Genomic DNA, 21,521 nt, shown 5'->3' with positions numbered 1-21,521 from the left:
GAAACTATTAAACGTAGTTTCTGTTTTTCATTTCATCTCACAACAGTAAGATTTTTTATACTGTTTGCATGATAAATAAATTCCTTGTAAAAAAACACCGCTCATTTATTTCTTATACTCGTAATAAAATAAATAGAATGATTCATAGCCAATAATCATGTTTAAATTTATGAAAAAGGGAGGTAACGGAATGGACCGAAGCAATTCAAATCATACATATAACGGACCTTCCAAAGCACTGCCTCTCTCCCTATTCGACGTAAAAAATGAATTGAAACAAAAAAGCAAACTTATTCCTTCTGACACCATGTATAAATTAACGAAAGAAGAACAACTCATCATCAACAAAATAAAAATACAAACAGAACAACTAAATAAAAATAATGTTACAAGAACACGCGCATACTACCAATTTTACATTCAATATCCAGAAATACATTGGGCACTGCTTGGGCATATGGTATCACGTAACGGCGGTTGGAATATGACTGATTTAAAGGGCGATTTATATACGAGAATTTTATCAGAGAAAGATCAATTCATATTTTTTTCTTTTTTAGAAAGAGGGAATTGGCTTATTTTCCAAGATGTATACCCTCAATTTTTACTTTACGAACAAAGTGTAAAGAGATCACAAAAGTTATTTCACCTTCTCCCTCACCTAAATGTTTCTACATTTATGGAAACGATGTGGAACCATTTTTGGAAAACAGGTAACAAAAAAACTTTAGCAATTGCAACTATTATTAATGAACAAAACTACTTAGAAAAAAGAGTAATTCAAAATGTACAATTTAAAAAGACTGTACTAAATAGTATTGGATTTAAACTCTTTGATTTCTTTCAGTTTAATCATATCCTTTTCCCATTCTACGAAAATGATAAGAAACAAAAAGTATTACTATTTGGTGATACAATGAAACATTTCACTTCCTTACATGAACGGATATTAATTGGAAAAAGATTGTACTCATTATTATTTCGAGATACACATGTTTTATCTCAAATAATAAGCTGGGCTCAACACCATCCACATACAGGATCTAGGAAAGATTACTGGCCCCATTTATTTTCAAGTGTAAATGAATCTTTTTCCCGTGAGTTTTATAAGCGCCGAATTAAGAAATGCCAGTTACGAAATGGCGCTTATCGTATATACAGCCCTGCACTCATCTATGCATGGCGAGATATGAAGCATGAAGAAGTTGACAGTGAAGATTGGTTTACCGATTGGCAAGTTGTAAATTACTTAGTTGATAAGGAGGAAAATATAAATGGACAAATTACAGAAGACTACTGCAAAACACTCGAAAAAATTGAAATCGCCATTCTCGCAAAGAAAAATGTCCTCCTCCGAGAAGAAGAATGAGTTTCTAGCATTAGTAGTTACAATCTTTCTCTCTTCTATTATTGCAACTTGCTTAGATGCCTTTTTTGTTCATAAACAAATATATTCCTTTCCGGCTAGGCCCTTCTCATCCACATTTTCGGTTAATATAGCTTTTACATTGTTCGTACTGCCGATTTTAACAGTTATCTTTATACACATTTCAAAAAAATTATCTAAAGTTTCTAGAATTTCATTTATTATTTCAATCGGTATTTGTGCTAGCCTTTTTGAACAGATTGCTGAAAGTTTAGGTTTATTTGTACATAGTGCGAATTGGAACCATACATATTCTTTATTTGGTTATATAATTTTTCATTCTTTTATTTGGAACGTATATAATTGGATAAAAAAATAAAGAGACCATTATAGGTTTCTTCTTAAGCATACTCTTCCGTTATTACTAATGGTGTCAATGTTTGAAGGCTTTTAGAGCGTAAACGATAGGCAACGACTTTCTTCTTATATTGCTTAATGACATCAACATGTTCCTCATAGCTATATAGCGAAAATCTAATCTCTTTACTCCCTTTCTTCGTATCAATGACTATTGGTGTCCCTTCTCCGTGCGGCGGGAAATAATGTTTATCTAAAAACAACGCCTCATTAAATTCATGAATAACTTGTAGTTTCATTTCTCCCTCTATATTTTTTCCATCTATCGATATAGAAGTATTTTCCGCCTCAAGCTTTTGATGCAATTCAAATCTACTAATAATTGATTCTACAACAGAAGTGGGCATGCTAGAAACTAATACTTTAATAGCTCCAAAAACAAATAATGTAACTATAAACCATGTTGTCATTGTTATCATCTCCATTACATTTAAAAAATAAATTTCGTTCCATACGGTATTAGTATACTAATAAGTATTCCAGTTACAATCATCGTTACCGAACCGATAGTCGCTTCTTTCTCGCCTTCTTTCACTAAACGACTCACACCGATAATATGTGATGCACAGCCCATTCCAACTCCTTTTCCAATCGTACTTGTTATACGGAAAAACTTAAGTACTGTTGGTCCGATCATAGCACCTGTTATTCCTGCAACAACTACAAAACTAGAAGTCATAGATGGAATACCACCAATTTGATCCGCTATTGAAAGGGCAATTGGCATTGTCGCTACCTGTGGTAAAGTAGTTAATATAAGTTCCTTATCTATATTTAAAATTCCGCCAATCACTACATTCATGCTCGTTACAGCCACTATACCTATCACTACTCCGATTAGTATCGATGAAAAATTTTTCATCAGTATCTTTCGCTCTTTAAATAGAGGTATGGCCAATGCTACAATTGCAGGGCTCAATAAGCTTGAAAGAATGTTTCCCCCATTTTCCCTATACTCATGATGAGAAATACCCAAAATCAAAAATAAACAAATCATAATTGCCGTAACTGTTAACACTGGTAACGTAAATGCAAACGTAAATTTTTTATATAGCTTTGTCGCCAAGAAATAAATTGCTACAGTAATAATAATTAAGACCATTTGAATTGTGCACCTTGTCGATTTTATTTTTTTGATGTGACTAATAATTGACTTATATACCCTGAAACAATCAAAGTTACTACAGTACTTGCAACTACTAAAAGGAATATAATACTTCCCTTACTGAAAAGAAAAGACCCGTATTCCATGAGCCCTGTTGTCGAAGGGATTAAAAATAACGGTAAAAATACGATTAACTTTTCCGAACCTAACTCAAACCATTTTAACGGTAAAACGCGAGTGGAAAGGAGCAGGAACAGTATTAACATCCCTATTAAATTCCCCGATATTGATAGATGGAATATTTCCTGAATCCACGTACCCACTAGGCTAAATACATATAGCACGCCTACTTGAAGTAAAAGCGTCACGTACTTCATTTCTTTCCCTCATTTCACTATCACACATCCATATTATGAAATCTCATTTAGCGTGTCGGCAAACCGTTTAATTCCAAGTTGAATTTGTTCTATATTCGCTCTACCAAACGTAAATCGTATATATTCATTTTTCGAACCTAAAACACTGCCCGGAACAAATGCGACACCATTCCGTATAGATTCACCTAATAAGTGATATTCATCAAACTTTCCTGTTACTTTACACCATACATGTATTCCACCCTCTGGCACGAAACATTCAACTCGTTCTCCCAATGTTCCTTCAAGCTCTGCAATTAATTCATCTCTTCTTTGCTTCAATTGTCCACGAAGTATCGTAATATGTGTATGGAAATCCTTTGATTCTAAAAATTGATTTGCTACCCACTGCGTAAATACACTATGGCCAAAATCAACTTGTTGCTTTGCATCTGCTAAACGCTCAATTACGCGTGTAGGACCAATTACCCATCCAATACGTAATCCTGATGCAACAATTTTTGATAGTGAACTTATATAAAGAACATTTCCATTTTGGTCCATTGATTTTAATGTTGGGTTCACTTCTCCATTAAAAGAAATTAAACTATACGGATCATCTTCTACAATTGGTATACCGAACTCAGAAGACAGTTCTAAAATTTTTTTACGTCTCGCTAATGAAAGCACAGTACCCGTCGGATTCTGATAATCTGGATTCAAAAACACCATACGAATGCGATGCTTTTTGTGCAAATCGATTAAGTCATCTGGATTCATTCCATGCTCATCAACAGGTAAATGAAATATGTTTAAACCGGCCGATTTAAACATTGGAAGCGAAAAACAATACGAAGGATCTTCAATCGCGATCGCATCGCCAGGTTTTAATAAACATTGAACGATAAGATTAAGCGCCTGTTGTGCTCCTGACGTAATAAGAATAGAGCTTGAATCTGCTTCAATTTGTTTATATTGCTGAACATGTGCTGCAATTGTTTTTCTCAACATCTCATTTCCAAGTGGATGGTCATAGCCGAGATTTTCCATAAATGTTTTCTCCGACAAAATTGTTCGAAATCTATCACTTGGAATTAATTCTGGTGACAGTTCACCACTTGCTAAATTAATTAAATCATCTTTTTGTGTTTCCGTTCGAATTTGTTGAACGAGTGGTACGTTAGGTAAGAACGATCCATCCTCCACGTACCTACCCCAGTTCGGTATTCGTTTATGTGAGACACCCCATATGTCTGTATTGACCCGTGTTCCGCTTCCCTTTTGCCGTTCTACTACTCCAAGTGATTTTAATTCTTCATACGCAGCTACTATTGTACTCCGGTTCACCTGTAATTCCTTTGCTAACATACGCTCAGAAGGTAACTTACTATCAGAAGGAAATTCGCCTGAAGAAATGCCTCTTTCAATATAATCTGCAATTTGTTTATATACAGGTGTCTTATCTGCACGATTTGGTTTCCATTCCATATAGTTCCCTCCTTTCAAAACGAACTATCCTCATTTTTTACTAACAGTATTCACCGTAAAAATAGTATTAATTAGTCACATTTTCTTATCCGTAAATGGATATATCCAAAATGGTTCTCTTTCTGATTACTCAATAGCTTCTGAAATTCCAACTTCATACTCTCATTTCAGTTCTTTTACAAACTATTAAATCATTACCGCATACCATGTTACCCCAACTAGTAGAACAAAAAGAAGAAGAATATAGATTGCAGATAAGTTTTTCACATTTCTTTTTGTAGACTTACCGTAATTCTCCTCCACGTTTCTTGCAACTAGTACAGTCCCAAATAGCGATACAATTACAATAATAACGACTAGTGAAATTGCAAAACTCATTGTCTTTTCACCTCTCTAAGACCCATCTATTTTAATTAAAGAACTTACATAAAAACCTTCCTCTTTAAAACGTTGATAACATACTACCTTTCTTCTCTTATCATAATAGATGTTTGCAAAAAGCGGACCAACCACTTTCGTGTTTTTTTGCTCATCCACTTAAAAAATAAAAAGCAACTGATCACTTAGGACCAGTTGCTTTTTTCACACAATAATTTTTCATTTAAAATTAATTCGATTTAAAAGTTTCGCCTTTTCATAATGAAACATCGACTGAGATAACTCAAAAATTGTTCCATTTACAAGATACACTGTATTTTCAATAAGAAGCGCCGGATCACCTTCATTTAATTCTAAAAGCTGTGCATTTTCTTTATTTACTTTTTCACAACTAATAACTTTATCAGCAAAACCAATATTTAATCGTAAATCTTCAATGAAATAACTGTATACAGAGCTTAATGCTATTTCTTCGTTCAAATATGGAATAATATCCTTTTTGAAATAACTTACTTCAATAGAGAATGGTTTAGCATCTACAATTCTTAAGCGCTTCAAAAAATACAACCTAGTTCCAGCTTCGCATTGCATCTGCTTTGCTATCTCTTCGTCCGCATCTATTACTTCAAGCTCTAACACTTTCGTTTCAATATTTTGTGAAACAAGATTTTTCGTTAATCCACGTAAACTTCCTAAATTAATGTAATCTGTTACAGAAGTTTCGCGTAAAAACATGCCACTACCTTGCACTTGAAAAATATAACCTCTATTCACAAGCTGACTAATTACTTTACGTATCGTATTACGGCTTACTTCAAATCGATTCATCAACGCTTCTTCTGTAGGTAGTTTTTTCGTTTCATTAAAAAGCCCATCTCGAATGTTTTGCTCTAACACATCTGCAATTTGTTTATACTTTGCACTCATACACTTTCTCCTAAAATACTCTTTTATCTGTTATAACTCTTCCCCTCTCGTTTCGATCACACGTTTATACCAATGAAACGAAAGTTTCTTCTTACGTTTTAAGTTATCATTATGATCGACAAAAATAAAGCCATATTGCTTTTTATATCCATTTAACCAACTTAAAAGATCAATCACTGACCATGCATAATAACCTTTTAAGTTAATTCCCTCTTCAATTGCACGCTTCATTACTTTTAAATGCGCTTCAATAAATTTAATTCTCGGAACATCTACAATTTCTCCGTCAATGATCGGATCTTCATCACCAAGTCCATTTTCCGTTACATACATCTTTATGTCACCGTAACGCGCTTTCAACATATGCAATCCCTCTAAGAAACCTTCGGGAGATATTTCCCATCCCCATTTTGTATATGTTTTATCATCCATTTTAACTGTTCGATAAAAACCATCAAAAGAAGAGTTACCTGGAGCAAGCGTTGAGTTTTCTCGAGAATGTTCCTCACTCTTTATATCCATATCGTATCTTTCTACTCGTATTGGTTGATAATAATTCAAGCCAATAAAATCATTTTCTTCTGCATTTTGTTTAATGATTTCTAATTCTTCAACCGTCCAATTAGGAGTCCATCCTTTTTCCTTTAATTGTTGTACAACATAAGACGGATACTCGCCTTTTAAAATTGGATCATAATACCAATACGTTTCATATTCATTCGCATGATTTGCTGCTTGTATATTTTCTTTTTGATCATCCACACTATAAGCTGGTAAGAAAACATGTGTAATCCCAATTTCACCATATTGTTTCAGCTGCTTGTACACCGCAACTGTTTTCGCGTGTGCATAAAATACATAATGAGTAGCTTGAAAATACTTTGGAACATCATTTTGTATTCCTGGTGGATGTGCACCTTTTAAATAACCTAATCCACAAAACATTACGGTCTCATTAAAAGTAATCCAATGCTTAACTCTGTCACCAAATGCCTTAAAACAAGTTTCTGCATATTTTACGAAAGCCTCTGCTGTTCTTTTATTCGTCCATCCACCATCTTTTTCTAACGGTAATGGTAAATCCCAATGATATAAAGTGACAAACGGCACAATCCCGTATTTTAAACATTCATCAATTAAGTTGTTATAAAATTCAATCCCTTTTTCATTTACCTTTCCATCTCCAGTCGGCAATATTCTCGCCCAAGAAATAGAAAAACGATACGATTCTAATCCCATCTCAGCCATTAAGCGAACATCTTCCTTATATCGATGATAATGATCAACAGCTACATCACCATTTGTTCCATTGTATGTTTTGCCAGGAATTTTTGAAAACTCGTCCCAATTCGTAACACCTTTTCCATCTTCATTCCATGCACCTTCTACTTGATAAGAAGCTGAAGCAGCTCCGAATAAAAAATCATGTGGAAACTTCATAGTATATACCTCCATTTCATTACAACAAATCAAATTCAATCATACATATAAAATTTATAGGTACAAATTTTATATGTATGATTATATCTTATGTTTTTATTTTTTTCTATTATAAAAGTACAATTTATATTGTTGGTTATTGGAAAAGAAAAAGAAGCGATATATTTTATCGCTTCTTACTCTCATCATCTTTATTCTTTTATTAATGACTTATTCGCTCTTATAACTTCTTGATACAATAATGGTGACCACTTTTCATTTATGTAGTCTTGAATTACCCAGCCCACTCTCAAAGGATTCTTTTGTTTTATATAGTTTGCAATTTCAGGATTTATATAAGAGGCATAGTAATATGGACTATTCCATGCTGTACCACCAGAAGACAAGCTTGTAAAATTAATATATAGATGATTTAAATCCTCGCTATTGTTCATCGTTTCATCCATCGTATCTTTAATAGATTTTACTTTCTCATCATAGCTCACTTTATATTTATCTTGTACTGTTACATTTGCATTTTGGTTTACAGTTGTGGTAAACGTCTCATTATCTGGCCAATAAAAATTATTATATCCTCCAGGTTCATTACTACCACTATATCTTTTTAGTAGTACAATTTTCCCACGAGCATCTCCAAGCTTTATATTTCCTTCTGTTTTTAAAAAAATAGGATCAACAAAATATTTTTTTTCAAACGTGCTACTAAATGAATCTTCTGCCCCTTTCATATCCTCATACTCTTTTTTTAAAAACATAATAATTGTTTCACTCGGGTTATCTTTTAAAAATTGTTTCGCTTCATTTATGAATTCATGCAGTGTTACGTAAAGATATAATGGCCCATGATGAAGAACTATCGTATTATCATCTGTTAAACGTCCTCTTATATCAAAAATGCGAGCTCCATGGTCCATTTGATAGCGAAAATCATATTCTTGCGTCATTCCCCATACTTGCTTAATCGGATTTTGCAACTTGAACGTCCCACTATCGTGTGTTCCTGGAATTGAAATTCGTGCTAACGGGATATTATCAGGTATAGGTTGCATCCATTTTGACAAATTTTCAAGCTCATTAACAGAGCTAGCTGCAACTACTCTCTTATCATGTAAAGCAAATACAAATGTGATAAATATTGTAATACATATGAATAATTTCAAAATTAACTTCTTATTGCTCATTATTATCCCTCTCTCTTTCTGTTTTTATATCAAACTTATTGAATATAATATAAGCTAGCTCAGAAAAAATAAATAACATTTCATCAATATGAAATATTGCATAGAAGTAAAGTTAAAAAATCATTCACATATACTAAATTAGAAAAATTTAAAGGAACTTCATCTGAAGTTCCTTTTACTTATTTTATGTTCAATACGTATGAACCATTTTTATTCTCATATTTATAGACGTATAAATAATATTTACCTGGCTTTGCATTATAAGTTCCTTTAACTACATTGCCTTCATTTTCACCATATGCTACATAGTTATTTAAATCTGATTCATGATGAAGTACCCATGTCATTCCAATATTTTGTTCATTTAGTAGAGAAATATTAATATTTTCCGGCGAATCAATTTGGAAAGTAAATACATCTACTCTATCACTATTATGTAGCGTTCCTTTCACCGGTGTATGAAAGTTAACTTTATTTGCCTGTCTAGGCTCATTATTTGGTTCATTTTCTGTTACTTGTAATTCATTCCCACCGTTTGGTTTTCTTTGTTCATAGCCTAAGTTTGCTAGTATAGACTTCAAATCTGGTAAAACACCAATTTTATCTGCATATGGATCTTTAGATTTTGTTCCTGTGCTCTGGTTACTTAATATTGCTCTTAGTTCACTAGGTCTATATGGTTGTCCTAAATTTTCTTTAGCAATGCTTTGTACTAAAGTCGCTGCCCCAGCAATAATTGGCGAAGCACTAGATGTTCCGCTAAAGCTTGAAGTATAAAGATTTACAGCACTTCTACTTTGCTCGGCTGTAGTTGTATCTACATTTTCTCCCCATCCGTACACATCAATACGGCTTCCATAATTCGAAAACCACATACGTTCATGAGGGAAAGATGAAGAGCCAGCTCCTACCATAATTGCACCCGAATCTTTAAAATCTTTACTATTACGATTTAAGACTTGCTTACCTTTTCTATCTTTGAACTGGTCTAAATCATTCCACCCATTTGCTCCGGCCTCTATAATTACAATCCCTTTATCTGTACCAGCACGAATTGCATCAAAGATATCTGGTTGTACTTCAACAGGTAAATATTTATCACCATATCCATCGAAAGATGCTTGTGCCTCTAACAATAAAACATCCCCAGCTTCTAACTGATTTACAGCGCTTAATATTGCATCAGCCGTATTATACTGTCCATTATCTCTTATTTGAGAGATAACCTTTGCTTTCGCTTTTGGCGCAATCCCAATATTCCCAACTTCATTGTCCTCAGAGGATACAATTCCTAGTACAGACGTCCCATGACCGACATGCTGATCTATATTTCTTCCAGACATTAACTCAATTTTTTGATGTAATAAATCCTCATGATTTAATAACCATCCGTATTCCATATCAACAAAAGTGATACCATTTCCATTACCGCCTTGAATTCCCCAGGCGAAAGGCGCATTAATACCGTATGGGGCCGCTTCAAGATAACCTTGTTTTTTAAATCTAGGATTGTTACTAGGATTAAGAGCTACACTTGATGATTGCACTTCAGGTGGCATTATTTTCTCTTGTTTCTTCATATACGCATCTTCTATTAAAGAAGATGCCTTTAACTTATCTACTATTTCTTCTTCATACCCACTATTTTGATTTTGAAGAATATAGTAGTTTAATAAACTTGTAGATACATGATTAGGTGCTTTCACTTCAAGGTTTTGTATTTGTTCCGGGCTTACAGATGTGAATAAACGAGTAAATGTTACATCTGGATATTCTGTCAAAAGATCTTTTATTACTTTATCATTCGTTTGAGATTGTATTTGTTTTTCAATACCATCTTCATATGGCAAATCCAAATCCGCTTTAAATTTTACAATGATTTGCTTATCTGTTTCTTGTTCTATCCCTGATTTAATCTGCTGTTCTATAGAATCAGCATGTACACTATTAATAGTACCCCCTGTTCCTAAAAGTGTTGTAATGATTACAGTTGACGCACACATTTTTTGAAATATTTCCATTGCATTAATCCTCCTATTAATAATTAATCATTATATTAATCTATAATGATTTCATTTCTATAACGTATTCCCTTTCTACTAAATAGATTATAGTAATCAGAAATATGAACTTCAATGTATTTTCATATGCAATATTTCATATTCGGACTCTACACTACACGAATATGAAACTTATAGTGATTATTTATTTTATATGTGCTAATATACTTACATTAATATATTACGCATATATACATTTCAAACTACATTACTTAATAGTTTCACCTTAATTTTTTCTTAGGAGGATTTACAATGAAATTACTAAAACTAAAACATATAATCCCTTTATCTGCAGCTGCAATTACATTCGTATGTAGTCAAAGCACAGCTGAAGCTTCTACCATTCATACAGTAAAAAAGAACGATACACTTTGGGGCATTAGTAAACAATACGGAGTTTCAATACAATCCATTAAACAGGCTAATAATAAAGGAAACGATCAAACCTTTATTGGCGAACAGTTACATATTCCAGGGTCCGTGAAATCAAATGAAATCACTGTTCCTCAAAACGCCAAGCCTGCGAACATTTCTGGACAAATTATTTATCAAGTACAACCGGGAGATTCATTAGAAACGATAGCAAGGCGTTACAATGTCACTGTCCAATCTATAAAACAAATTAACAATACAGTCGGAAACAAGCTTTATACAGGACAACATTTAAAAATCAACTCAAGCATTTCACAAAAAGAAAAAGACTTAATGGCACGCTTAGTTACCGCCGAAGCAGGTGGCGAATCCTATAAAGGAAAAGTAGCAGTAGCGAAAGTTATACTAAATCGTGTAAATGCAAAAGGTTTTCCAAATACAATAACAGGCGTTATTTATGAACCTATTAAATACGGATATGCATTTACTCCTGTTACAGATGGAAGAATTAATCAGCCTGCAAGCGCAGAAGCAAAAATGGCTGTAGAAGAGGCTATCTCCACAAATGGAGTACATTCTGACTGGCTTTATTTCTACAATCCAAAAACATCAACAGACAAGTGGATTACGACACGTCAGACAGTAGCAGTAATTGGTAATCATGTGTTTGCTAAATAAGATTTAAAATCATTAACAGACCTCTTCACTTAAAAGGTCTGTTTTTTTTCTATGTAAGATGTTATTAATCATATGACATAGTTATTTTTTAAACTATTTCTTCTTTCAAATAAAAATTTTTGTATTTACTCCGCCACTCGTAGAAATTAATAAAGCATCAAGTTCAAAAACTCCCACTTTATTAATAAAAGCTATTTCTTAACTTCATAAAATTGTTATACACTAGAAAAATAAAAAACAAACTATTCGTTAGCAGGTGGAAGAATATGTATGATGTTACAATTATCGGCGCTGGAGTAAGTAGCATTTTTATGGCTTATTCACTAGCTAAAAGTAACAAAAAAGTTTTAATTCTTGATAAAGGTAAAGCGCTAGAAGATCGCCATTGTCCTTTAGACGAAGGAAAAGTGTGTAATTGTACTACATGTGATAAATATTTCGGGTTTGGTGGTTTAGGAAAATCTGAAGGGAAATTTAATTATACAAACGGATTTGGCGGAGAACTTGAGAAAAAAGTCGGTAAAGAGGGTTTTATACAACTCATGGCTGAAGTAGATGAAATTCTATGTCAGTTTGGTGGAAGTTCGGTTTCAAAATATTCTACTGAAAATTCAAGTCTCACTAAGAGAGCTGAAGCGTGTGGTTTACAAATGCTAACAACAGAAGTAAGACATCTTGGTACTACACTTTCCAGTAACATTTTTCAGCAGCTCTATGAATTTTTACTGACGAAAATAAAGATCCAATTTCATATAGATGTACAACATATTCTGAAACAGGAAGATCATTTTACAATAGAGACAAATCAAGGAACAGTTCAAACTAAGCAACTTGTATTTGCAACTGGGCGCTCTGGGGCCGATTGGTTAAAAGAAATATGCAGTTCCCTAAATATTTCTCAGGAGCAAACACGTGTAGATTTAGGAATTAGAGTAGAAATGAAAGAACATCAATTACGTTCTATATTAAAAGATACTTTTGAAACAAAACTTTCTTATCAAGGTGAGCATTTCACAGCAACTACTTACTGTATGAATCCACAAGGCCGCATCATTCGAAAGTACGAAGAAGGTTTAGTTATGCCTGACGGTCAAAATTTTCGGGAACAAGGAACTGGCACTTCTAACTTAAATTTCACTTTATTTATTCCTCGCTATTTTCCAACTCTCAAAGAAGCAAATACATACGCAAGTTCAATTATTGAAGGCATTAACCAAGGACGAGATCGGATTGTTATACAGCGCTTAGAGGACTTACTAAAGAAACAACCTACGGTGGAAAACAGCATGGAGCATAATCGTATACAGCCTACACTACAGGGGGATTATGGAGATTTGAATCAAGAAATTCCTCAATCATATATTGAAGGGCTAAAAGAATTTTTATTACGCTTAGAACAATTTATACAGGAGCCTATCGATCAACATACTTTACTATATGGAATTGATGGAAAGTTCTATGCTCCTACGATAAAAATTAATAATCATTTTGAAACTAGTATACATGGGCTATTTTTAATTGGAGATTGTTCAGGCGTTACGCATTCATTATCTCAAGCAGCTGCAAGTGGTCTGTATGTTGGAAAGTACTTATCTGACATTTAATTTCTATCATTAAAATATCAGTCAAATATTTTCAATTTCAAAACACTTTACTTATATATAGTAAAAGTATATTAATAAGACCCCTATCCTTCCCTGCTAATGATTAACCGACAAAAAATCGGGATTTTACAAAATACATATGTAATATAACTGTATATTTAAAACGATTGGCATTCAATTCTAATAAATTGAATGTCAACAGTTTTAAAAGTCTCTATCCATTTTCACTTTTATTTGTTCGATATTTTGTAACATCATCATAGTGTTTAATATGGTAGGATGTCTATAAGTCAATTTCACTACAACTATGACTTTTTCTGCCTGTTTCTCAAAAAAGAGTTATATTTATGCTACTACGCTTTAAAAATCCCCATTGTATATATATGAATACTTCAAATTATTCCCTTTAGAAAACAAAGTCTAAATGGTTCATTACAGTCTAATAGTTATAAAAACATAATATATAACTTTAGTTAAATAAATTATATAAAGAAGGTGTAAAAATGAAGAACAAAATAAATTTACAAATGCAAAATATAAGTTTTGTTATAATAATGGCTTTAGCAGTATGGTTAAAAACATATCTTATTACGCGATTCAGTTTTGATTTAAAAATCGAGTCTTCAACGCAAGAGCTCATTTTGTTTATTAGCCCTCTAGCCGCATCATTAGCATTTGTTGGATTAGCATTATTTGCAACTGGTGAAAAGCGAAATTATATAGCGCTCTGTATTAATTTCTTATTAACAATCGTGCTTGTTGGAAATGTAATGTTCTATGATTTTTATAGTGATTTCGTTACATTACCAGTACTTGGACAAACCTCAAACTTTGGCCAATTAGGCGGCAGTATTATAGAAATATTAAACTACAAAATTATACTCGCATTCGTAGACATTGTTTTCTTCTTTATTTTATTAAAAAAGAAATCATTGGTCTTTAAAACAGAACGTGTAACTCATTCTACGCGCTTGTTATACTTTCTTTTAACGATTGGTGTATTCTTTGCGAATCTACATCTTGCAGAAAAAGAGCGCCCTGAATTATTAACAAGATCATTCGACCGAGTCATGCTTGTCAAAAATTTAGGCTTATATACTCACCAAGTATATGACTTAACACTGCAAGTAAAAGCTGGGTCACAAAAAGCACTTGCTGATAGTAGTAAATTACAAGAAACTGAAAACTACGTAAAAGCAAATCAAAGCGAGCCAAACCCTAATATGTTTGGTGCAGCGAAAGGAAAAAACGTAATTGTCGTCACTCTTGAATCCTTGCAGACCTTCTTAATAGGCGCATCAGTGAACGGGCAAGAAGTTACACCATTCCTAAATGAATTCATAAATGAAAGTTATTACTTTGATAACTTTTTCCATCAAACTGGTCAAGGGAAAACATCCGATTCAGAATTTCTAATCGATACGTCGTTGTATCCATTAAATCGAGGAGCTGTATTCTTCACACACGGTAACAATGATTATACTGCAACTCCAGAAATTTTACGTCAGCAAGGTTATTTCACTTCTGTATTCCATGCGAATAACGCAACATTTTGGAATCGTAATATCATGTACTCTGCTCTTGGTTATGATCGTTACTATAATGAGCTTGATTACAAAATTACACCAGAAACAAATTTAAATTGGGGATTAAAAGATATCGAATACTTTGATCAATCAGTAGATATATTAAAAACTGTTAATCAACCATTCTATGCTCGTTTCCTTACTTTAACAAACCATTATCCATTTACGTATGATGAAGATACAAAATTCATTGAACCATACAACTCTGGTAATGGCGTATTTGATCGTTACATCGTAACAGCACGTTACTTAGACGAATCCATTAAAAAATTTATTGAACGTCTAAAGGCCGAGGGGCTTTACGATAATTCTATTATTGTGTTATACGGTGATCATTATGGAATTTCCGAAAAACATAATCGTGCAATGGCACAGTTTTTAGAAAAAGATCAAATAACAGAATTTGATACTTTAAATTTACAACGTACACCTTTATATATTCATATTCCTGGACAAACAGAAGGTCAAACTATTTCAAAGCCTACGGGACAAATCGATATGAAACCTACGATTCTAAATTTATTAGGTGTTGATTCTACGAATGATATCCGTTTTGGCCATGATATGTTTTCAGATGAATATACTGGCTTTGTTGTTTTACGTGATGGTAGCTTCGTTACAGATAAGTATGCATACAAAAACAACACTTTCTACGACCGTATAACAGGTGAAATTGTAGATTTACCAAAAAAAGAAGCTCAAGCCCTCATTAAACGTGCACAAAATGAATTACGAATGTCTGACAAAATTATTGAAGGCGATTTATTACGTTTCTCAGAAAGCAATAAAATTAAAACTGGCGAAGTACAAACTAAAATTAAAGAAACAGAAAAATAATCTATATGAAAAAGGAGCAACTTATTACAGTTGCTCCCTTTTACTTTTATTCTACACTTGTTTCTAAAGCTACATCTGTATAGGTATTATCATCACCTATATTTAAAATTACTTCACATTGACGCAATCTCAATTCAAAGAGCATGATAGAATCATGATAAACTTCAGGATTTGATTTCATTTTATGTAACATCTCTTGTTTTTCTTGTATTTCTAATTGCGTATTTTCTACAGCTTGCTTTAAGGAGTTAAATGGATTCCTAAAGAATATATGAATATCCCTCTCTTGTGTGTTTTCAAACAGCTCAAATTGCAAGAAAAATTTCTTCATAATAGAAGCCGTTACTTCAGTATAATCTTCATTTTCTACATACTGTTTATATTTGTTATATAGCATAGATTTATTTTTAGGAAGAACTCCAAATAATTTACCGGCACTTTTTAGTAAAAATTGTGCTGGCGTAAATCGACGTAAAATATTTACTTCATCCATTTGTATTCTAGTCGTCATCCTGTCAGTATCTCTGCGCCAGTCATCAAGCACTTTAAAGTCACATTCTAACTGTATTTTATTTTCTCCAAATAGTGAATTAAGCCCTTCACTAAGTTCTTCTAAATACGTTTGACTTTGAAGAAGCTCATTATTAGAAGTTGCAATCCAATTTTGCATAGAAAGAGCAAGATTAGGTAATACAGTTTGTTCTAAATATTTATGCACTCTTTCATTCATTGCTTTATTTAGTTCCGTATCCATGTACCCGAAATCACTTTCTTCACTAATTAAATTAGAACAGCTCTTTAATATCTTCGGAATATTTTCGGTAAGATCATTTGTAATTTCAGTCTTCATTGAACGATATGATTGTGTAATGAAATGAATTTTTTCCCTTTCAAATGCAGTAAGGTTATTAATGCTACCGTTTAGTTTCACTAGCATATCTTCATTCCAATTAATAGCATCCACCAGGTTATTTTCTTTCTCAACACGTTTCTCCAAAAGATATGTAATTGTTTTTCGAATGAAAAATAATAACTTTTCAGTACGTTCTGCATCGATATTTTTATGATTAAAGTTAAAATGAATAAACTCGATTAAACCATTTAATTGTTGACTACTTGTATATAACGAGGAATAAGGGAAAATTCTCGCATACGGGAAATATGTATTTATTCTCGTTGCCGTATCATGTAATACCCTTTTCACTTCTGCTTCACTGTAAATGTTATCGATTTTATTTAATAAGAAATGAATTTGTAAATTTGGCGTATGTTCTTGAATACTTAATAGAATGTCACGTTCTTTATCAGTAAAAGGTGAATCCGCATTCAATACGAACAGTAATTCGTCTACAGAATTTAAATATTCGAATATCTCATCTCTAGTGTCGTTATTTCTATTAAAGCCAGGTGTCACTACAAATGTAAGTTTATTTTCATTTAAAAATCTGCATGGTAATTTAAATTCAACACACGCTCTATCTCTATATGTTTGATGGTGCTGAGACATCATATTATGGTAATCAGTGATATCTTCCGTTGTTGTAATTGCTGAGTCTGTTATAGCGTTTATTTCTATATGAGCATCATTTTTTAAAACTACTACATTTGAAATTGATTTTTCTAATATATTTTCTCCTAATATAGAGTTAATAAATGTAGTTTTTCCGTTCCCTGAAGTTCCCGTTACTAAAATACGATTTGTTCTTAAATCTGCGAGCTCGTCAACTAACCATTTAAATCGGTGACCTATTTCTATATTCTGCTTTTGTGCCCACTGTGTAATAGATTCAAAAAGGTGTAAGCTGTACTCTAAGCCATTTACATGATTAATAGAATGTGACAGTAAGTTTTCCGCATGTTCTATATTTGCTGAATCTATTTTGGAAGGGAAAATCTCATCCCATGCCAATACAGCTGCAGATGGAAATACAGCATAAGATGGATTGACTACCTTTAACCAGTTTGCTAACAGATTTGGTATGATATCGTCTAATTGTCTAAGCGTATATTGACCTTGAATTAATGTAAAGTACGTTTCTTCGTAAAGAGCAGAAACTTTGTTCCATATATCGGACGAATGTATTTCAATATGTAAGAAAAATTCATTTATTGTATTAAGCCATAATAAATAATTTGGTTCATCTTTATAACTGTTCCAAAGTGATGAAACCATTTGTGTAAATTGTACTTGATCTACATTATTTAATGTAGCTAATGCATCATAAAAATAGTCTGGTGAAATATGTTTAGTAAACCCTTTATCGATATATCCTTTTAACACCTCAAACCACGGATACGACTCTATTCGAATTAACTCATTCACAGCAAGCTCTACTGCACTATCAAAATCTTGCTGTTCCTCATAAAAGGAACGGGCAATTTTTGTGACGTTCGGATAATCAGGATTTAAAGAAACTGCTTCTTTAATAACACCGAAAGCTGAATCAAAATTATTTTGCTCAATGTAAAGAGAAAGTAGTTGTAATCTAATTTCGGTCATCAATATTTTATTATCAGTAGTAATGGAAGTATAAATATTTTCAGCATATGGTAATTGATTAAGTTCGAAATAAGCATCCGCAATATTTTTTTGTGCCCATGGTGCTAATTCATTACTAACCTTCTCCCATTTAAAAATAGCTGCTTCAAAATCTTGATGACGATAATAAAATTCACCTTGTGCAAAACGAATATAAGACCCATCAGAAATCTCATTTTTTTCTTCGTTTACATAAGCTTGTCCAAGTACGTCAAGAATTGACTTTGTTTCATTCTCCATTAGGAATGTTTCATAATACACCTTTTTTATTAATTGTTTTTCTAATCTCATCTTTTCCCCCACTATATCTTGAAAATACATTTTTAAGATATGTCAATGCTTTTTGTATGTATGCTTTTTATCTTAACAAAGAATATCTTTTGGAAAATTTCATTTTCCTTTCATTTTTCAAGTTAGATTGAATTTTTATGAGAAAAGTTTCAGTTTTTTTTCAATTCCCTTTCAGTTATGAAACAGCATTAAATGTTCCTAATAACCTAATAACACTATAATATTCCACATTATATTATCAGGAAAACCCCATATAAACCATATTATAAAAACAATCTATAATGAATTTATATGCGCAATTCACTGTGCTGTCAAACAAAAAACAACAATAGGAGCCAACATCTATTCATACCATTTCTTTCTCAAATTGTTTTCCTTTAAAATGTTTCAGTAGTTATGTAATTAAATTCCATTAACCTATATAAATAACTAGTCCAAAAAATATCTATATGCATATCATGTTATAGTAAAGAATTTAGGAGATCCTAAAAGGAGGCATTTTCATGTTTGAAGATAAATCTAAAATAAATTACCCATATGAATTTACTGAAACTACAACAGTTCCTCTAAAGAACCCCATTGACAAAAAATTCAAGAACGGCACAGGTACACATAACTTCCCAATTAAGAAGCACTATAAAGAGCAAGTTCTATACACTGAAAAAATTAATAATAATAAAAATAAGTAATTGTATAGATCCTTATGACAATTGGCTAAATAAGAAGCAACATTTGGCCATGCATAGTTATTTAGTTAGTAATGATACAATTCATGCACCTTTTAAAAAGTGCTGTATACAGCGCTTTTTTATACATAGATAAATTTAAGTTAACGCAACCAAGAAATACACTACAAAATTACTCCACCATATTCTCGTTTACAATTAAATCTACATATGAAAAGGGAGCAACAGTAAATGTTGCTCCCTTTTGAAATGTAATCTATTCACTCTACATAACCCTCTTAAACATCTTCTCCAACTCATAAGTAGAATGATGCACAAGAATTGGTCTTCCGTGCGGGCATGTGTACGGGTTTGTTGTTGTACGTAGTTCTTCCAGTAAAGCAAATATTTGATCGTTCGTTAAATATTGATTCGCTTTAATGGATGCTTTACAGCTCATCATGATGGCTGCTTCTTCACGTAACTTTTTAATATCAACTTTTTTTAGTTTAACAACTTGCTCCATCATTTCATCGATGATTTCTGTTTCTTGTCCTTTCGGGAACCATGTTGGATGCGAGCGGACGATAAAGGATTGATGGCCGAATTGTTCTAAAAATAGCCCGACTTTTTTTAGTTCTTCTAACTGCTCTTCGACACGTAAAAATTCAGTAAGAGATAGATCAATACGGTACGGTACAAGTAACTCTTGTACTTCTTGCGCTACTCTTCCTACTTTATCACGGAAGTATTCATAATTAATACGTTCCTGCGCGGCATGCTGGTCAATCATATATAATCCTTTATCATTTTGAGCGAAAATATATGTTCCATGCATTTGTCCAATTGGATAAAGCGGTGGTAAGTCGTTCCCGTTCATCTCAATCTCTTTTATTTCCCGAACTTCTTCTTCTAATTCCTCTAGTTCAAAGTCCTCTTCATTACTGTCCCACGATTTCTCTTCTTGAATTGGCTCTTCGATTATCGGTTTAGTGGATGGTTGCCAACTTTGTTCTTCTCTCACGAGCGACTGTGGTGGTTGCCATTCTTGCTTCGGTGGTTGCCAAAGCTGCGCAGGCTGTTTCACAGCCTGCGGTTCTTCTTGTTTTGCATCCATGCCAGTCGGTAAAACGATGTCCGGCATAGATGGTTCTTTCGGCTTCGCATGCTCAAACTGGAACTGTTCTTGCACACTTTCGTCTTTTTCTTTTTTCTTCGTTGTTACACCTGCATCTGGAATAAGCTGTATTTTTTTAAATGCAGCTTGCAATGTTTCTTCGATCAGCTTTAGCAATTCTTGTTCTTTACTAAAACGAACTTCTAATTTCGCTGGATGTACGTTAACGTCAACTAGCATTGGATCCATTTCAATCGATAAGAAACCAATTGGATACCGGCCAACTGGCAGTAATGTATGGTATCCTTGCTGAATTGCTTTCATTAATACAAAGTTTCGAACGTAACGACCATTTACAATCGTTGACATATAATTACGAGATGCTCTCGTTACTTCTGGTAATGTTACATAACCTTTAATTGTAAAGTCTAAAGATTCAGCTTCAATTGGAACAAGCTTCTTCGCAACTTGAATACTGTAAATCGATGCAAGTACTTGTCTTACATCACCGTTACCTGACGTATGAAGCAATTTCTTTTCATTATGAAATAGTTTTAACGATACTTCTGGATGTGACATTGCAATACGATACACGATATCTGTAATATTTCCGAGCTCTGTATGAATGGTTTTCATATATTTAAGACGTGCTGGTGTATTAAAGAATAAGTTTTGTACTGTAATATCTGTTCCTTTTCGGCTCGCAGTCTTCTCTTGCTTTATAATGTCTCCACCTTTAATAATAAGGTGTGTACCAGGCGCATCACCTGTGCTAGTAATTAATTCTAATTCACTAACTGAGGCAATACTTGGCAATGCCTCACCGCGGAAACCGAGTGTTCTTATGCGGAACAGATCGTTTTCATCTTTAATTTTACTCGTTGCATGGCGTTCAAAAGCGACGATACAGTCTTCTTCTGCAATACCATCACCATTATCAATGATACGAATTTTCGATAACCCAGCTTCTTCTAAGTGGATTTCAATAGATGTACTATTCGCATCGATAGAATTTTCCACAAGTTCTTTTACGACTGAAGCAGGGCGCTCTACTACTTCCCCTGCCGCAATTAAGTTAGAGAGTTGGTCATCGAGTTTGCGAATTTTCCCCATC

General features: G+C 33.1%; 17 protein-coding genes. 6 read left to right on the top strand and 11 right to left on the bottom strand.

Features of this window, described 5'->3' with window-relative positions; all coding sequences use genetic code 11:
• Positions 1-190: 190 nt before the first annotated feature.
• Both AB6801_RS11910 and AB6801_RS11905 read left to right on the top strand, forming a co-directional pair.
• Complete coding sequence (locus AB6801_RS11910; RefSeq protein ID WP_000376162.1) at positions 191-1,369, top strand: DUF2515 domain-containing protein; 1,179 nt, start codon at positions 191-193, stop codon at positions 1,367-1,369.
• Positions 1,344-1,745 (top strand): CBO0543 family protein, encoded by a 402-nt coding sequence (locus AB6801_RS11905; RefSeq protein ID WP_033667178.1) that lies wholly within the window; start codon positions 1,344-1,346, stop codon positions 1,743-1,745. Before AB6801_RS11910 ends, AB6801_RS11905 begins: the two co-directional genes overlap by 26 nt.
• 22 nt (positions 1,746-1,767) lie before the next feature.
• Here the strand turns inward: AB6801_RS11905 and AB6801_RS11900 are convergent, their stop codons facing one another.
• The 9 genes from AB6801_RS11900 to AB6801_RS11860 all read right to left on the bottom strand — a co-directional run bounded on the left by AB6801_RS11900 (position 1,768) and on the right by AB6801_RS11860 (position 10,679).
• Positions 1,768-2,193: a YfmQ family protein gene (locus tag AB6801_RS11900; RefSeq protein WP_000214645.1), complete on the bottom strand. Its 426-nt coding sequence runs from the start codon at positions 2,191-2,193 to the stop codon at positions 1,768-1,770.
• A 20-nt stretch (positions 2,194-2,213) separates the two neighbouring features.
• Positions 2,214-2,885 carry an LrgB family protein gene (locus AB6801_RS11895; RefSeq protein WP_097997975.1) on the bottom strand — a complete coding sequence of 224 codons (672 nt, stop codon included), beginning with the start codon at positions 2,883-2,885 and terminating at the stop codon, positions 2,214-2,216.
• A gap of 23 nt (positions 2,886-2,908) precedes the next feature.
• Entirely contained in the window at positions 2,909-3,265 is a 357-nt protein-coding gene (locus tag AB6801_RS11890; RefSeq protein ID WP_000878486.1) for a CidA/LrgA family holin-like protein, read from the bottom strand.
• A gap of 33 nt (positions 3,266-3,298) precedes the next feature.
• Complete coding sequence (gene pdxR, locus AB6801_RS11885; RefSeq protein WP_000454966.1) at positions 3,299-4,732, bottom strand: MocR-like pyridoxine biosynthesis transcription factor PdxR; 1,434 nt, start codon at positions 4,730-4,732, stop codon at positions 3,299-3,301.
• A 186-nt stretch (positions 4,733-4,918) separates the two neighbouring features.
• Positions 4,919-5,110 (bottom strand): hypothetical protein, encoded by a 192-nt coding sequence (locus AB6801_RS11880; RefSeq protein WP_000006459.1) that lies wholly within the window; start codon positions 5,108-5,110, stop codon positions 4,919-4,921.
• A gap of 219 nt (positions 5,111-5,329) precedes the next feature.
• Positions 5,330-6,037: a GntR family transcriptional regulator gene (locus AB6801_RS11875; protein ID WP_001274909.1), complete on the bottom strand. Its 708-nt coding sequence runs from the start codon at positions 6,035-6,037 to the stop codon at positions 5,330-5,332.
• Between the two features lie 30 nt (positions 6,038-6,067).
• Positions 6,068-7,477 (bottom strand): glycoside hydrolase family 1 protein, encoded by a 1,410-nt coding sequence (locus tag AB6801_RS11870; protein WP_000671630.1) that lies wholly within the window; start codon positions 7,475-7,477, stop codon positions 6,068-6,070.
• Positions 7,478-7,668: 191 nt separating this feature from the next.
• Complete coding sequence (gene plcA / locus AB6801_RS11865) at positions 7,669-8,658, bottom strand: phosphatidylinositol diacylglycerol-lyase (protein ID WP_097999553.1); 990 nt, start codon at positions 8,656-8,658, stop codon at positions 7,669-7,671.
• A gap of 179 nt (positions 8,659-8,837) precedes the next feature.
• The gene (locus tag AB6801_RS11860) at positions 8,838-10,679 is read right to left on the bottom strand and encodes a S8 family peptidase (RefSeq protein ID WP_000402321.1); all 1,842 of its coding nucleotides are present in this window, start codon (positions 10,677-10,679) and stop codon (positions 8,838-8,840) included.
• A gap of 291 nt (positions 10,680-10,970) precedes the next feature.
• On the opposite strand from AB6801_RS11860, the gene AB6801_RS11855 reads away from it, so the two are divergent.
• The 3 genes from AB6801_RS11855 (at position 10,971) to AB6801_RS11845 (ending at position 15,795) form a co-directional block, all read left to right on the top strand.
• On the top strand, positions 10,971-11,768 hold the full coding sequence (locus tag AB6801_RS11855; RefSeq protein ID WP_000771174.1) for a cell wall hydrolase: 798 nt from the start codon (positions 10,971-10,973) through the stop codon (positions 11,766-11,768).
• 266 nt (positions 11,769-12,034) lie between these two features.
• Complete coding sequence (locus AB6801_RS11850; RefSeq protein ID WP_097999554.1) at positions 12,035-13,372, top strand: NAD(P)/FAD-dependent oxidoreductase; 1,338 nt, start codon at positions 12,035-12,037, stop codon at positions 13,370-13,372.
• A gap of 503 nt (positions 13,373-13,875) precedes the next feature.
• Positions 13,876-15,795 (top strand): LTA synthase family protein, encoded by a 1,920-nt coding sequence (locus tag AB6801_RS11845; RefSeq protein WP_000791028.1) that lies wholly within the window; start codon positions 13,876-13,878, stop codon positions 15,793-15,795.
• Between the two features lie 46 nt (positions 15,796-15,841).
• Here AB6801_RS11845 and AB6801_RS11840 read toward each other — a convergent pair whose 3' ends face one another.
• Complete coding sequence (locus AB6801_RS11840; RefSeq protein WP_097999555.1) at positions 15,842-18,625, bottom strand: dynamin family protein; 2,784 nt, start codon at positions 18,623-18,625, stop codon at positions 15,842-15,844.
• Between the two features lie 503 nt (positions 18,626-19,128).
• Between AB6801_RS11840 and AB6801_RS11835 the strand changes: the two genes are divergently transcribed.
• On the top strand, positions 19,129-19,314 hold the full coding sequence (locus tag AB6801_RS11835; protein WP_000461138.1) for a hypothetical protein: 186 nt from the start codon (positions 19,129-19,131) through the stop codon (positions 19,312-19,314).
• Positions 19,315-19,576: 262 nt separating this feature from the next.
• Here AB6801_RS11835 and mutL read toward each other — a convergent pair whose 3' ends face one another.
• A complete protein-coding gene (gene mutL, locus AB6801_RS11830) occupies positions 19,577-21,520 on the bottom strand; it encodes a DNA mismatch repair endonuclease MutL (RefSeq protein ID WP_000516463.1) in 1,944 nt (647 codons plus the stop codon).
• Position 21,521: the final 1 nt, after the last annotated feature.

This window comes from Bacillus sp. RCC_6_1 (assembly GCF_041360755.1).
In the GTDB taxonomy this organism is placed as follows: domain Bacteria; phylum Bacillota; class Bacilli; order Bacillales; family Bacillaceae_G; genus Bacillus_A; species Bacillus_A cereus.
This window is presented reverse-complemented; position numbering and strand designations above follow the sequence as displayed.